This window comes from Ensifer adhaerens, from assembly GCF_000697965.2.
Taxonomy (GTDB): Bacteria; Pseudomonadota; Alphaproteobacteria; order Rhizobiales; family Rhizobiaceae; genus Ensifer; species Ensifer adhaerens.
This window is the reverse complement of sequence record NZ_CP015880.1, coordinates 3376862-3390799: the sequence shown is the minus strand read 5'-3', so window position 1 is coordinate 3390799 and position 13938 is coordinate 3376862. Positions and strand designations below refer to the sequence as shown.

The following is a 13938-nucleotide window of genomic DNA, read 5'->3' as shown; positions in this document are numbered from 1 at the left end:
CACAAGAAGTGAATGGTCATGGCCGATTTCAACTTTGAGCTTGTTTCCCCCGAGCGCCTGCTCGTCTCCGAAAAGGTGACGGAAGTCGTCATTCCGGCGACCGAGGGCGAGATGACCGTGATGGCCAATCACGCGCCGACGATGACGACGGTGAAGCCCGGCGTGGTCACGGTGAAGCTGGCCGACGGCAAGACGGAGCGCTTTGCGGTGTTTGGCGGCTTTGCCGACATCCTGCCGACCGGCTGCACGCTGCTCGCCGAATCCGCCGTTCATGTCGATGAACTCGACCGCACGGCTCTCGAAAGCCGTATCGACGCGGTTCGTGCCGAGCTGGAAGGCGCCGGCGACGAAAAGAAGACCCGTCTGGAGCAGTTCGTCGCCGAACTGACGAAGCTCGGCGAGATCGTGATCCCGGCCTGAAAGGGACACCCGGAAGGGTGAAGCGAATGAGAAAGCCCCGCCTTCGAGCGGGGTTTTTTGTTGCCTGTTTTGCCCGATCTTGTAACCAATAGCAGCCGGACCGGCCGCTTTAGCCATTCTTCATTAGAGCTGCTGTACTGAGCCGGCATCGTTCAGCCTAGGAAGAGAGACCGCTGGCATGACGTCGAAGATTGTTCCTGTCATCATGGCCGGCGGAAAGGGCACCCGACTGTGGCCGCTCTCGCGCTCAGCCGCGCCCAAGCAGTTCCTGCAGATTCTTTCCGAGCGATCGCTGTTCCAGCAGACGCTCGAACGCGTGGGCGACCGCACGCGATACGAGCCGGCCATCGTCGTCACCAACAGCGACTTTCGCTTCATCGTCGCCGAGCAGGCCCGTACGATCGAGGCTGAGCTCGGCGACATCCTCTTGGAGCCGGTGGCGCGCAACACCGCACCGGCCCTTGCGGCCGCCGCCTTTGCAGTCCTTGGGCGCTACGGCGAAGGGGCGATCATGCAGGTGCTCGCCTCCGATCACGAGATCGATGCCGGCGTCCTCTACGAGGACTGCATCCTGAGAGCGCAGGCGGCCGCCGGGCGGGGAGAGCTGGTGACCTTCGGCATCACGCCGACCGAGCCGGCCACCGGTTACGGCTATATCGAGTGTGGCGACGAGCTGGCCGAAGGTACGAACCGGGTGGCGCGTTTTGTCGAGAAGCCGGATCGGGCGAAAGCCGAGGCGATGATCGCGACCGGGCGCTATCTCTGGAACTCCGGCCTGTTCATGCTGCCGGTGACGCTCTTTCTCGACGAGTTGAAGCGCTTTGCGCCCGAAGTCTTCGACGCAGCGAAGGCTGCCGTCGAAGGTGCCTACAAGGATCTCGATTTCACCCGGCTGCACGGCGAGAGCTTCGCAGCCGCTCCGGATATTTCCGTCGACTACGCCGTGTTCGAAAAGACCGACCATGCAGCCGTTGTGCCGTCGTCCTTCCCCTGGTCGGATCTCGGAAGCTGGGATGCGGTGTGGAAGACCGGGCGCAAGGATGACGACGGCAATGTCGTCACGGACCGGGCGACGGTGTCGAACACCCGCAACTCGCTGGTTCTGTCACGCGACATTCACCTGGCGGTGCAGGGGTTGGAAGACGTGGCCGTCATTGCCGGCGAGGACGCCGTCTATGTCGGGCGGCTGGACGACAGCCAGAGCGTCGGCCATATCGTCAAGGCGCTGGCGCGTTCTCCCAAAACCGCGGCGCTGACGGAGGTGCACCCGACCTCCTACCGCCCCTGGGGCGCGGTGGCCGCGCTTTCCGACGGCGAGCGCTTCTCGGTGAAGCGGCTACGTGTGACGCCCGGCAAGAAAATCTCCCTGCAGAAGCACCATCACCGCGCCGAGCACTGGATCGTCGTGCGCGGCACGGCGGAGGTCACCATGGGCGGCGAGACGCGGCTCCTGCACGAGAACGAGTCGGTGTTCATTCCGCAGGGCACGGTGCACCGGCTGCACAATCCGGGCAAGATTCCGCTGGAGCTGATCGAGGTGCAGACCGGCTCCTATCTCGGCGACGACGACACCGTTCGCATCGAGGACGAATTCGGCCGCAACTAAGCGCATCGCATCGTTGGCGGACCGTGAAACGAAAAATACCCGGGCTGAACCCGGGCATTGAAGTCGGCGCATCAGGACTGATTGGCTCAGCCGGCGACGCGCGCGCTCTCGCCCTTCTGGGCGTAGTAGTGACCGAAGCGGTTGGCGAGGAAGGTGTCGAGGCCGATGTCTTCCTGACGAACGAAACCCTTCTGGGCGATCTTGCCTTCGGCGAGCAGATCGAGCACGGCGCAGATGCTGCCGGCCGTGGTGATCTGGATGCCGCTCTGCATGCGACCGGCAACGACGCCGCTATAGACCTTGTTGGCGTAGGTTTCCTGGATCAGGCGACCGTCGCGGAAGCCCGAAACGGTAACGAAGATCACGACGACGTCCTGGGTGGTGGTCGGCAGCGAATTTTCGAAGATGTCCTTGAGGACTTCGCGGCGGTGACGCAGGCCGAGGTCGTTCAGCAGCGCCTTCATGATGGCGGCGTGACCCGGGTAGCGGATCGTCTTGTAGTTCAGCGTGCGGACCTTGCCCTTCAGCGTTTCGCAGAGCGTGCCGAGGCCGCCCGAGGTGTTGAAGGCTTCGTAGGTGACGCCATCAAGCGAGAATTCTTCGCGTTCTTCCATGGCCGGAACTTCGATCAGGTTGCTCTCAACGATCGCCTCGCAGGGCTCGATGTATTCGTTGATGACGCCGTCGGTGCTCCAGGTGAGGTTGTAGTTCAGAGCGTTCGACGGGTACTGCGGCAGGGCGCCGACGCGCATGCGCACGCTTTCCAGCGTCTGGAAGCGGCTGGCGAGATCGTTGGCGACGATCGAGATGAAGCCCGGTGCGAGGCCGCACTGGGGGATGAAGGCGGTGTTCGCCTTGGCGGCGATCGCCTTGACCTGGCGGGTGGATTCGACGTCTTCGGTAAGATCCAGGTAGTGGATGCCGGCTTCGGCAGCGGCTTCGGCGATTGCGACCGTCAGGTGGAACGGAGCGGCGCTGAGCACGGCGAACTTGCCGGAGAGAAGGGCGACGAGCGCCTTCTTGTCGCCGATGTCGACGGTTGCCGTCGTGATCGCGGCATGCTTTTCGACCTGTTCCAGCTGCTCGGCGGCGCGGTCGGCGACGCAGACGCTGTAGTCGCCGGTGTGGGCCAGCATGCGAGCGATGGTGGAGCCGATCTTGCCTGCTCCGATGACGACGATATTCTTCATTCTTTCCCCCGGGGTATGAGAACTGTTTGTGTCTCTATTGTCGAGGGAGGGGCCGTTGATTTGAAGCGCTAATATGACTAAATCGCCTATCTAAATTCGGCAGATTGCCCAACAGGACAGACGAAATGCAGATCACCGACAAGGATCGCGAGCTTCTCGCCATCTTGAGCGAGAACGCCCGCATGCCGACGGCGACGATTGCCCGAAGGCTTGGTCTGTCGCGCACGACGGTGCAGGCCCGTATCGAGCGGTTGGAGCGCGAAGGCATCATCGCCGGCTATGGCGTGCGCCTCTCGGAAAGCTACGAGAAGGGGCTGGTCAAGGCGCATGTGCTGATCACCATTGCGCCGCGGGCGCTCTCGCGCGTGACCCCGGAACTGAGCGCCATCCGGGAAATCCAGACGCTGCATTCGGTCAGCGGCAGCTTCGACCTGATCGCCGTGGTCGCCGCGATGTCGATCAGCGAACTCGACCTGCTGATCGATCGGATCGGCGAAATCGACGGTGTCGACCGGACGCTGTCGTCGATCATCCTCTCGACGCGGATCGACCGCTAGGCCGTCCTTCGGCTCAAGCGACAAGCGACGCGGCCGTCAGGGTGGGCTAACGGACGGCGCGGATTCCTCTTTGTTGCTACCCGTTCCGTCGGGCACCTTGGCTGGAGCGTTCCAGGCGCTCGGTCCCCGAACGAAACTGCGCAGGCTGCCATCGCCATAGGCGAGCCACTTGCTGCGGTCGAAATATTGTTCGGCAATGTTCTTCGGGCGGGCGCGGGCGGGTTGATTGGCGAGGAAATTGTAGCGCTGCGTCTCCTCGTCGGATTCACGCTTGAGCTGGATGCGGCTGCCGAAGCGCTTGAGGTCGAATTCCCTCAGCGCCTGGATCTGCAAGGTGACGCTGGCCGCATCCGCCCAGCGCACGTGGTCGAGGAACACGGATGCCGCGCGCGCCGCCGCCGTCGTCACCGCCTGGCTGTCCTCCTGGCGCTCGATGTTGAGCTTGACCCGGAACGATGAGATCTCTTCCTCGCCGCTGCCCTTGACGAAGATGAAGATCGAGGAGGGTTTGTCCTCGCCCGGCCGGGGGAAGGAAATGAGCGAGGAGCATTCCCATTGAGCCTGTTCGCCGGCGCTCGATTTCCATTCGAGTTCCCGAAAGCCGGCGTCGCGCAACTCGTCGCAAAGCGCCTTGGGGTCGCTGCGGATGGCGCGCAGGAACGGCTGCTCCGGCGTCTGCAGATCCTGGAAGGTCCAGGCGGGCAGGGCGATGCGCGGTGGCACGCGCCTCGCGCGCTTCGTGCCCGTCGTCTCGTCTGGCTTTCCCCGTTCGAGGAAGGTCGTCGGCAGGCCGAATGCGAGCAGAACCCTTTTCAGATTGCGCTGCTCGTTGGCGAGCAGGGCCGTCGCGACGATGGCGGTGACGATCAGCAGCAGGGCCACGATGAAGAAGCGCAGACCGGTGCTGCGGGCCGGCTTGCCGGCGGGCGTCTTGCCCTTGGCCGTGCTCATGCAGCCTCGCCCGCCCGATGATGGGCGATGAGCTGCGGAGCCTCCAGCGAAGGGCGATCGGTCTGCCGGGTTTCCATGATCTCAGGCTAGCAAGATGTCCAAGCTTTCTTCATCCTCGAAATCCGTCGCGGCGGCAATATGCAACCGCCGATAACCGCGCGGCGACTGTTGCATCTCGGCACAACGCGCCGGTGAATGGTTGTCGGCGTGAACTAAAAAGTTGAAATCCGGAAGCGATTGCATAGCTTGCGTCCGCAGACATTCAAACGGGGCGTACGTTCGTCATGACAGAGCCGACATCCGCAACTCCCTCGATCGACGTACCACTGGTGCACCGGCTGCTCGCGGCGCAGTTTCCGCAATGGTCGGAACTCGACGTACGGCCGATCGACCCGGGCGGCTGGGATAACCGGACGTTTCGCCTCGGCGACCGGATGACCGTCCGGTTGCCGAGCGCCGAACACTACGTTCTGCAGGTCGAAAAGGAACATCGCTGGCTGCCGCTGCTGGCGTCGCAACTGCCGCTGCCCATTCCGGTGCCTCTCGGCAAGGGCGTGCCGGGAGAAGGTTTTCCCTGGCCCTGGTCGGTCTATCGTTATCTCCCCGGGCAAACACTGGCTGTCGAGCGGGTCGACGATGTCAGTCAGGTGGCGAAGGACCTGGCGCGGTTCCTGCGCGCGCTGATGCAAGCGGATGCCATCGGGGCACCCTTGCCCGGCGATCACAATTTCCATAGCGGCGGACCGCCCGCCTTCTATGATGCGCAGACGCGTCAGGCGCTCACGCTGCTTGCGGACAATGTCGATACGACAGTGGCAGCAGAGGTGTGGGAGGCCGCACTTGCCGCGCCTTTCGAAGGAGCGCCTGTCTGGTTTCACGGCGATATCGCCTGGGGCAACCTGCTGGTCGAGAACGGCAGCTTGAGCGGCGTCATCGACTTCGGCACCTCCGGCGTCGGGGATCCGGCCTGCGATCTGGCGATCGCCTGGACGTTTTTCGACGGCGAGAACCGCGAGGTTTTCCGCGACGGCATGGCTCTCGATCGCGGCGCCTGGGCGCGCGGCCGCGGCTGGACCCTGTGGAAGGCGCTGATCGTCCTTGCCGACATGACTGGCGCGCCCGCGAGCGAAAAGGCAAAGCAGCGCGTGGTGATCGACGAGGTGCTTGCGGATCACCGTCGCTACGGCTGAGACCGGTTGGGCGGCGGCCAAGCGCCGACTTGACCCCGGCGCAAATTGCCTCTAGGTCAGGCGCACGCGGGACGACCCGCGTCGGTGTTTCGCCTGGGGACGGCCCCATTATCTCGACCGAGATATTGGAGACGATCGTACCATGCAGCCCCGTAGCCCGCGGCACGTCCGCGTGACCAATTCCTTCATCGAGCAGCCCGATTGCCCCGCCGGAAGCCATCGTTTCGTGGAACGATCTCGGCCGCCGATCGCTTTCCCAACATATTGAAGCGCGCAGGTGGCCGCCTGCGCGCGCCGCCGACGTTTCGTCACCAACGCACGAGGTTGATGATGGCCGGACCCATCGAACAATTTGAGATCAAGTCGCTCTTCCCGATCGCCGAAGTCGGCGGCTACCAGATCAGCTTTACCAACTCGGCCGCCTACATGGTGCTGACGATCGCGATCGCCAGCCTGTTCCTGATCCTGTCGACCAGGAGACGCGGCCTCGTGCCGAACCGGGCGCAATCGGCGGCCGAAATCCTCTACGAGTTTGCGGCGAAAACACTGCGCGACAATGCCGGCGAAAAGGGCATGCGCTTTTTCCCGCTGGTCTTCTCGCTGTTCATGTTCATCCTGACCGCCAACCTGATCGGCATGTTTCCCTATGCCTTCACGGTAACGAGCCATATCGCCGTCACCTTCGCGCTGGCGATGCTGGTGTTCCTGACGGTCACGCTCTACGGCCTCTACCGGCACGGCCTCGGCTTTCTCAGGCTGTTCATGCCCTCAGGCGTGCCGTTGATCCTGGCACCGATCATCATCCCGATCGAGGTGGTCTCCTACCTGTCGCGCCCGGTCAGCCACTCGGTCCGTCTGTTCGCGGTCATGCTCGCCGGTCATATCACGCTCAAGGTTTTCGCCGGCTTCGTCGTGGGCTTGAGCGGTTTCGGCGCGCTGGGCATTCTGGCGGCGATCATGCCCCTGCTGATGACGGTGGCGTTGACGGGGCTGGAGCTGCTGATGGCCCTGATCCAGGCCTATATCTTCACCATGCTGACCTGCATGTATCTCAACGACGCGCTGCATCCGAGCCACTGAAATAAGGCAAGGAGGCTCCCCGCCAAGGGGAGCCTTTTTTTCATTCGGCCGCCACGCGCCGGGCTTCGTTTCGGTAGGTCCGCCAGGACGACCAGGCGAAGGCCATCAGGAACATTGCGGTCATCAGGAGCACGATGGTCGGCGCCGGCGCGCTGTCGATGAAGAAGGACAGATAGACGCCGGTGAAGGACGCCGTCATCGCGATCAGCACGGCGACGATGAGCATCATGCCCATTGTCCGGGTTATCAGGAAGGCGATGGCGCCGGGCGCGATCAGCATGGCGATGGCGAGGATCAGCCCCACCGCCTTCAGCGCACCGACAATCGTCAGCGACAGGATCGCCAGCAGCCCATAGTGCAGCCAGTTGACCGGCAGGCCGACCGCCTTGGCCTGGGCCGGGTCGAAGGCATGCAGCAGGAAATCCCGCCACTTGACCGCGAGGATGCCGGCGGCGACGAGCGCGATCACGCCGGTCTCGACAATGTCCGGCCAGCCGATGCCGAGCATGTCGCCGAAGAGGATGTGATCGAGGTGCACGTCGCTCTGGATCTTGGTGTAGAGCACCAAGCCGAAACCGAACATGCCGGAGAAGACCACGCCCATGACCGTATCCTGCTTGATGCGGCTGTTTTCCTTGAGATAGCCGGTGAGCAGCGCGCAGGACATGCCGGCGGCAAAGGCACCGACGGCGAGCGGCAGGCCGACGATGTAGGAGATCACCACGCCGGGAAAGACGGCATGTGAGATCGCATCGCCCATCAGCGACCAGCCCTTCAGCACCAGGAAGCAGGAGAGCATCGCGGTCGGGATCGCCACCAGCACCGAGATCAAAAGCGCGTTGCGCATGAACTCGAATTCGAACACGGCAAGCATCATGTCGAGCGAGATCATCGGCCGGCCTCCACCGGTTCGGCGCCGCGCCGGCGCGCGGCCAGAAGCCCGTGCTTCGGGGCAAAGACGAAGGCCGTCAGGAAGATCAGCGTCTGCAGCACGATGATGATGCCGCCGGTGGCGCCATCGAGGAAATAGCTGAAATAGGCGCCGAAGAAGCTCGTCAGCGTGCCGATGGCGACGCTGATGAGGATCAGCCGCGGAAAACGATCCGTCAGCAAATAGGCGGTGGCGCCCGGTGTTACGACCATGGCGATGACGAGAAAGGCGCCGACGGTCTGGAGGGCCGCGACCGTGCAGGCCGAAAGCAGCGTGAAGAACAAGACCTTGAGGAAGGTCGTCGGGATGCCGATCGAGCGGGCGTGGCTCTCGTCGAAGAAGGTCACCATCAGGTCCTTCCACTTGGCCGTCAGGATGATGAGCGAGACGATGCCGATGATCGCCAGTTGCAGCGTGTCGGCGGGCGTGATCGCCAGGATGTTGCCGAGCACGATTGTCTGGATGTTCACCGACGTCGGCGACAGCGAGACCATGAAGAGGCCGAGGCCGAAGAAGGAGGTGAAGATCAGCCCGATGATCGTGTCTTCCTTGAGCCTTGTGCGCTGATTGAGAAACAGCATGGCGCCGGCGGCAAGGGCGCCGGAGAAGAAGGCGCCGAGCGAGAAGGGCAGGCCGAGCATGTAGGCGCCGGCAACGCCGGGCACAATCGAGTGCGAGAGCGCGTCGCCGATCAGCGACCAGCCTTTCAGCATCAGATAGGAGGACAGGAAGGCGCAGACGCCGCCGACCAGTGCGCTCACCCACATGGCGTTGAGCATGTAGCCGTAGGTGAAGGGTTCGGAGAGCGTGGCGATCATTTGCCGTTCTGTTCCCCGTTGGTCTCGGGCTTTGCCGGCTGCGCTACCATGCGGTCCTTGTCGCCATACATGACGAGCGGACGCTCGTCGTCGGTGATGACGGCAAGCTGGCGGGGATCGGCGTCGTCGTGCAGGCTATCGCCGCCGAGCACGAAGTGCCGCAGCACGCCGCCGAAGGCGAGCTCGAGGTTCTCGCGGGTGAAGGTCGTCTCGGTCGGGCCATAGGCGAGCACGGTGTTCTTCAGAAGCACGGTGCGGTCGCAGAATTCCGGTACGCTGCCGAGATTGTGGGTCGAGACCAGCATGACCCGGCCCTCGTCGCGAAGGCCGATCAAAAGCCGAATGATCGCGTCCTCGGTCTTGACGTCGACGCCGGTGAAGGGTTCGTCGAGCAGGATGACCTTGCCGTCCTGGGCAAGGGCGCGTGCGAGGAAGACGCGCTTCTTCTGGCCGCCGGAGAGTTCGCCGATCTGGCGCTTGCGGTAGTCGCTCATGCCGACGCGGGCAAGGGCTGCCTCGACCGCTTCGTGATCGACTTTCTTCGGGATGCGCAACATGTTCATGTGGCCGTAACGGCCCATCATGACCACGTCCTCGACCAGCACCGGGAAGTTCCAGTCGACTTCTTCGGCCTGCGGCACATAGGCGACGAGGTTTTTCTTCAGCGCGTCCGGCACGGAAAGACCGAGGATCGCGATCTCGCCGCGCGACAGGCGGGCAAAGCCCATGATCGCCTTGAACAGCGTCGACTTGCCGCTGCCGTTGACGCCGACGAGCGCAGTGATCGTGCCGGTCGGGATCTCGAAGCTGGCGTCACGCAGCGCCCGCAGGCCGTTGCGGTAGGTGACGGTGGCACCCGCGACGCGGATGCCGCTTCCTTGCTCACCGGAAGAAGGTGCTGGCCCGGAGCGCGTCTTCACCTGAAGGTTCATTGTGCAAGACCCTTGGCGATGGTTTCCGATGTGACGCGCAGCAGGTCGACATAGGTCGGAACCGGGCCGTCCGCTTCGCTCAAGGAATCAACGTAGAGCACACCGCCGTATTTTGCACCGGTCTCGCGCGCCACTTGTTCTGCCGGGTCCGGCGAAATCGTGCTTTCGGAGAAGACGACCGGGATATGGTTCGCCCGGACGGCGTCGATCACCTTGCGGACCTGCTGCGGGGTACCCTGCTGGTCGGCGTTGATCGGCCAGAGATAGAGTTCCTTCATTCCGAAATCGCGGATCAGGTAGCTGAAGGCGCCTTCGCTCGAGACCAGCCAGCGCTTGTCCTCGGGGATCTTGGCGATCTCGGCGCGGATCGGTGCAATGGTCGCCTCGATCTTCTGCTTATAGGCCTCGGCATTGGCCTTGTAGGTCTCGGCATTATCAGGGTCATACTTCACGAAGGCGTCGCGGATGTTGTCGACATAGATCAACGCGGCCGATGGCGACATCCAGGCATGCGGATTGGGCTTGCCGGTATAGGGGCCCTCGGCAATGCCCATGGGGTCGATGCCGGTCGAGACGACGACACCGGGAACATCGTCGAAGTTCTGGAAGAATTTCTCGAACCAGCGCTCCAGGTTCAGGCCATTCCAGAGGATCAGCTTGGCGTCATGCGCCTTCAGGATATCGCGCGGCGTCGGCTGGTAGTTGTGGATCTCGGCGCCCGGCTTGGTGATCGATTCGACGATGGCCGCGTCGCCCGCGACGTTCTTTGCCATGTCGGCAATGACCGTAAAAGTCGTCACTGCCTTGAATTTCTCCTGCGCGTAAGCGGCGCCTGGAACGAGCGCAATGGCTGCGACGGCCGTCATTGCCGCCAGGATCGCGCGCCTCGTCTGATCGATCATCCTTTACTCCCAGATGTTGATGCTCACAGGAGTAGGGGAATGATTTGCATAAGTCAATGCAAATGAGAAGCATTCGCAACTGGCTATTTTCAAAGGCCGTGCCCTTGGCTAGTGTACGACCATGAAACAGAACAAGAATCGTGTCGAAGAACTGGAAGGCGTGTTGAGGGATGGCGGCGTGCGCGTGACGCGCCAGCGTGCCGCTATTCTGAAGATCCTCGCCACCGCCGAAGACCATCCGGATGCAAACGAACTGCATCGCCGGGCGAAGGAAATTGACGCCACCGTCTCGCTATCGACCGTCTACCGGACGTTGTCTGCGCTTGAGCAACAGGGCGTGGTGCAGCGCCATGCCTTTGAGAGTGCGACCGCTCGCTTCGAGACCGCCGACGCGCCGCATCACGATCATCTGATCGACATCGACACCGGTGCGGTGATCGAGTTCCGCTCCGACAAGATCGAGCAGCTTCAGGCGGAAATCGCCGCCGAACTCGGCTATGACCTCGTACGTCACCGGCTGGAACTCTACTGCCGCAAGCGCAAGGACTGAGGCGTCGGCAATGGCGCGCCAGACGGCGCGCGCAATCTCTTCTCTTTATCCGTAAGTGGCCTCAGCCGCGGTCGGCGATCGCGTCGCCGCGTCGCCGCGCCGGAATGGTCATGGCCGCGACCCCGACGATGACGCAGCCAAGGCCGATCCAGGCGGTGTCCGACAGCCGTTCGCCGAGGAAGAGCGCGCCGATGGCAACGCCGATCGGCACGCGCAGATAGGCCTGTGCCGTGGCGCCGACCGAGCCCAGTGTCTGGATCAGCCGGAAGTAGATGGCAAAGGCAAGGGCGGTCGAGAAGACGGCGAGGCCGAGCAGTGCCAGCAGCGACTCCGTCGACGGCGCAAGCGTCCAGGGCCTGTCGACGACGAGGCTTACCGGGATCAGCAGGGCAGCACCTGCGATCAACGAGCCGGCGGCGGGCATCATCGGGTCGAGTCCCTTGAAGCCGCGACCGAAGATGGCGGCGCCCGCGTAGCAGACGGTGGCGAGCACCACGGCCAACTGTGGCAGCAACTGTTCCCCGAGGCCGCCGAAGGCCTCCATGCCGATGATCAGGCTGATGCCGGTCATGCCGGCGACGATGCCAACGAGCTTGCGGGCCGTGACCGCTTCGTGGCGGGTGATCAGCGCCGTCATCAGGAAGGCGAAGATCGGTGTCGTCGCATTGAGGATCGAGGCGATGCCGGCATCGATCGTCTGCTCGGCCCAGGCGATCAGCGTGAAGGGCACAACGCTGTTGAGGCAGGCCTGGAACAGGAAGCGCCGCCAAGTCGCCGCGTCACGCGGCAGGCTGAGACCACGCCAGCGCAGAACGGCAAGAAGAAGCGCGCCGGCAATCAGGGTGCGGGCGGCGATCAGCGTGACCGGCGGAATGGTCTCGATGCCGATCTTGATGAAGGTGTAGGAGGCGCCCCAGAGCGTTGCGAGCGCAAGAAGCAGCAGGAGTTCGAGAGAAAGGTTGGTCTTGGCCATCGGGATCGCATCCTTGTGTCGTCATTGTTGCCATCGTTCTAGCGCGACGCTTACGGCGGATGCTTCGTTGGCGATCGAAGTATCGGGATCCTCCGAGATGTGGAAAAGCGAAACCCCAGCTTTCGCGGGCCGGGGTTCCGTGATTGCGGGTGGCTCAATGGCTGTCGGCGAGCTTGGCCGCGTTGACGCTGGCTGTGCTTTCGAAGCTGAGGCCATTGAAGAAGGCGTTGAGCACGACGGCCGAGATCGAGGCAAGCACGATGCCGGACTCGATGATCGGGTGGATCGCATGCGGCAGCCAGATCAGGAAGTTCGGCGCGATCAGCGGGATCAGGCCGAAGCCGACCGAGACGGCGACCACGAACAGGTTGTTGCGCGACGACTTGAAATCGACGGTCGACAGGATGCGCACGCCGGTCGCAGCGACCATGCCGAACATCACCAGGCCGGCGCCGCCGAGCACGAAGGTCGGAACCGCTTCGACCAGTGCGCCCATCTTCGGGATGAGGCCGAGCGCGATCATGATGACGCCCCCCATCACGCAGACGTAGCGGCTCTTGACGCCGGTGACGCCGACAAGCCCGACATTCTGCGAGAAGCTCGTGTAGGGGAAGGTGTTGAACAGGCCGCCGATCATGGTGCCGAGGCCATCGACCCTGAGCCCCGCCGTCAACTGCTGCCGCGAGACTTCGCGATTGGTGATTTCGCCGAGTGCCAGGAACATGCCGGTCGATTCGATCATCACGACGATCATCACCAGCGACATGGTGGCGATCAGCACCGGATCGAAGATCGGCATGCCGAAGCGCAGCGGCGTGACCACGGCAAACCAGCCGGCATCGGCCACCCGGTCGAAATGCATCATGCCGAGTGCTGCGGCGACGACGCAGCCGACGACGACGCCGGTCAGCACCGCGATGTTGCTGATCAGTCCGCGGCCGAAGCGGGCGATCACGAGAATGGAGAGGAGCACGAAGCCGGCCAGCGCGATGTGGCTCGGCTCGGCGTAAAGCGGGTTCGGCACGCTGGCGCCAAGCACCAGGCCGTCCGGTACCGCCGGGCCTCCGGTGGCCGCGGCCTTCTTGAGCTCCGCCAGCCATTCCGCATGGCTCGGATCGACGAGCTTGGGTGCGGTCGGACCGAAGGGATTGCCGAAGATCCAGTTCACGCCGACGCGCATCAGCGAAACGCCGATGACGAGAATGATCGTGCCGGTGACGACGGGGGGGAAGAACCTCAGAAGCCGGCCCATGACCGGCGCGAGCAGGAGCGCGACGAGGCCGGCGCCGATGATGGCGCCGAAGATCATCCGGGCACCCTCTTGCCCGGGTGTCATCGCCGCCATCGAGACCATCGGGCCGACTGAGGCGAAAGTAACGCCCATCATGACCGGAAGCCGGATGCCGATGCTGCGGCCGAGGCCAAGCGACTGGATGATGGTGACGAGGCCGCAAACGAAAAGATCGGCGGAAATCAGGAAAGCGACGTCCTGGGGGCTGAGCTGCAAGGCGCGGCCGACGATCAGGGGCACCGCGACGGCGCCGCCATACATGACAAGGACATGCTGCAACCCGAGGGTCGCAAGTCTGCCCACGGGCAGCATCTCGTCCACCGGGTGTATGCTGGAAACGTCGCTCATGGTTCCTCCTCCCATTACATCGACCAGTCCGGCCCCCCGTCCTCCAACAGGGGAAACGCTATCTTCGGTTGTCGAGACAGAATGTCGCAAGTATCGCCGGAACGAAAACACTTTCCGGATTTCGGGGGAAGTTGTCGAGGGGTGATCGGGGCGGGAAAGGTTCGGATTTGACCGTCGAACGGCGCCGACCGGGCAGGTA

General features: G+C 63.4%; 15 protein-coding genes. 6 read left to right on the top strand and 9 right to left on the bottom strand.

Annotation, left to right across the window (positions count from 1 at the left end; genetic code table 11):
• Positions 1-18: 18 nt before the first annotated feature.
• A complete protein-coding gene (locus tag FA04_RS16490; RefSeq protein ID WP_034803086.1) occupies positions 19-420 on the top strand; it encodes a F0F1 ATP synthase subunit epsilon in 402 nt (133 codons plus the stop codon).
• Between the two features lie 178 nt (positions 421-598).
• On the top strand, positions 599-2026 hold the full coding sequence (locus tag FA04_RS16485; protein ID WP_034802500.1) for a mannose-1-phosphate guanylyltransferase/mannose-6-phosphate isomerase: 1428 nt from the start codon (positions 599-601) through the stop codon (positions 2024-2026).
• Positions 2027-2112: 86 nt separating this feature from the next.
• On the opposite strand, the gene FA04_RS16480 is transcribed toward FA04_RS16485, so the two are convergent.
• Entirely contained in the window at positions 2113-3216 is a 1104-nt protein-coding gene (locus FA04_RS16480; protein ID WP_034802496.1) for a saccharopine dehydrogenase family protein, read from the bottom strand.
• Positions 3217-3341: 125 nt separating this feature from the next.
• On the opposite strand from FA04_RS16480, the gene FA04_RS16475 reads away from it, so the two are divergent.
• Complete coding sequence (locus FA04_RS16475) at positions 3342-3773, top strand: Lrp/AsnC family transcriptional regulator (RefSeq protein WP_034802493.1); 432 nt, start codon at positions 3342-3344, stop codon at positions 3771-3773.
• A gap of 36 nt (positions 3774-3809) precedes the next feature.
• Here FA04_RS16475 and FA04_RS16470 read toward each other — a convergent pair whose 3' ends face one another.
• Positions 3810-4724: a DUF6030 family protein gene (locus tag FA04_RS16470; RefSeq protein WP_051659628.1), complete on the bottom strand. Its 915-nt coding sequence runs from the start codon at positions 4722-4724 to the stop codon at positions 3810-3812.
• 81 nt (positions 4725-4805) lie between these two features.
• Complete coding sequence (locus FA04_RS35215) at positions 4806-4967, bottom strand: hypothetical protein (protein ID WP_156553009.1); 162 nt, start codon at positions 4965-4967, stop codon at positions 4806-4808.
• 41 nt (positions 4968-5008) lie between these two features.
• Here FA04_RS35215 and FA04_RS16465 point away from each other — a divergent pair, with 41 nt between their 5' ends.
• Together FA04_RS16465 and FA04_RS16460 are read left to right on the top strand one after the other, a co-directional pair.
• Complete coding sequence (locus FA04_RS16465) at positions 5009-5914, top strand: aminoglycoside phosphotransferase family protein (protein WP_034802488.1); 906 nt, start codon at positions 5009-5011, stop codon at positions 5912-5914.
• Between the two features lie 330 nt (positions 5915-6244).
• The gene (locus FA04_RS16460; RefSeq protein ID WP_089044351.1) at positions 6245-6994 is read left to right on the top strand and encodes a F0F1 ATP synthase subunit A; all 750 of its coding nucleotides are present in this window, start codon (positions 6245-6247) and stop codon (positions 6992-6994) included.
• Positions 6995-7034: 40 nt separating this feature from the next.
• Here FA04_RS16460 and FA04_RS16455 read toward each other — a convergent pair whose 3' ends face one another.
• The 4 genes from FA04_RS16455 to FA04_RS16440 are packed head-to-tail and all read right to left on the bottom strand — an operon-like array spanning position 7035 to position 10577.
• Positions 7035-7886: a metal ABC transporter permease gene (locus FA04_RS16455; RefSeq protein WP_034802483.1), complete on the bottom strand. Its 852-nt coding sequence runs from the start codon at positions 7884-7886 to the stop codon at positions 7035-7037.
• A complete protein-coding gene (locus FA04_RS16450; RefSeq protein WP_034802481.1) occupies positions 7883-8743 on the bottom strand; it encodes a metal ABC transporter permease in 861 nt (286 codons plus the stop codon). Before FA04_RS16450 ends, FA04_RS16455 begins: the two co-directional genes overlap by 4 nt.
• Complete coding sequence (locus FA04_RS16445; RefSeq protein ID WP_034802478.1) at positions 8740-9675, bottom strand: manganese/iron ABC transporter ATP-binding protein; 936 nt, start codon at positions 9673-9675, stop codon at positions 8740-8742. Before FA04_RS16445 ends, FA04_RS16450 begins: the two co-directional genes overlap by 4 nt.
• Positions 9672-10577 carry a metal ABC transporter substrate-binding protein gene (locus FA04_RS16440; protein WP_034802475.1) on the bottom strand — a complete coding sequence of 302 codons (906 nt, stop codon included), beginning with the start codon at positions 10575-10577 and terminating at the stop codon, positions 9672-9674. Before FA04_RS16440 ends, FA04_RS16445 begins: the two co-directional genes overlap by 4 nt.
• A 121-nt stretch (positions 10578-10698) precedes the next feature.
• On the opposite strand from FA04_RS16440, the gene FA04_RS16435 reads away from it, so the two are divergent.
• Positions 10699-11127 (top strand): Fur family transcriptional regulator, encoded by a 429-nt coding sequence (locus FA04_RS16435; protein WP_034802472.1) that lies wholly within the window; start codon positions 10699-10701, stop codon positions 11125-11127.
• A 61-nt stretch (positions 11128-11188) separates the two neighbouring features.
• Here FA04_RS16435 and FA04_RS16430 read toward each other — a convergent pair whose 3' ends face one another.
• Entirely contained in the window at positions 11189-12100 is a 912-nt protein-coding gene (locus FA04_RS16430; RefSeq protein WP_034802469.1) for a DMT family transporter, read from the bottom strand.
• A gap of 154 nt (positions 12101-12254) precedes the next feature.
• Entirely contained in the window at positions 12255-13739 is a 1485-nt protein-coding gene (locus tag FA04_RS16425) for a nucleobase:cation symporter-2 family protein (RefSeq protein WP_034802466.1), read from the bottom strand.
• Positions 13740-13938 lie beyond the last annotated feature (199 nt).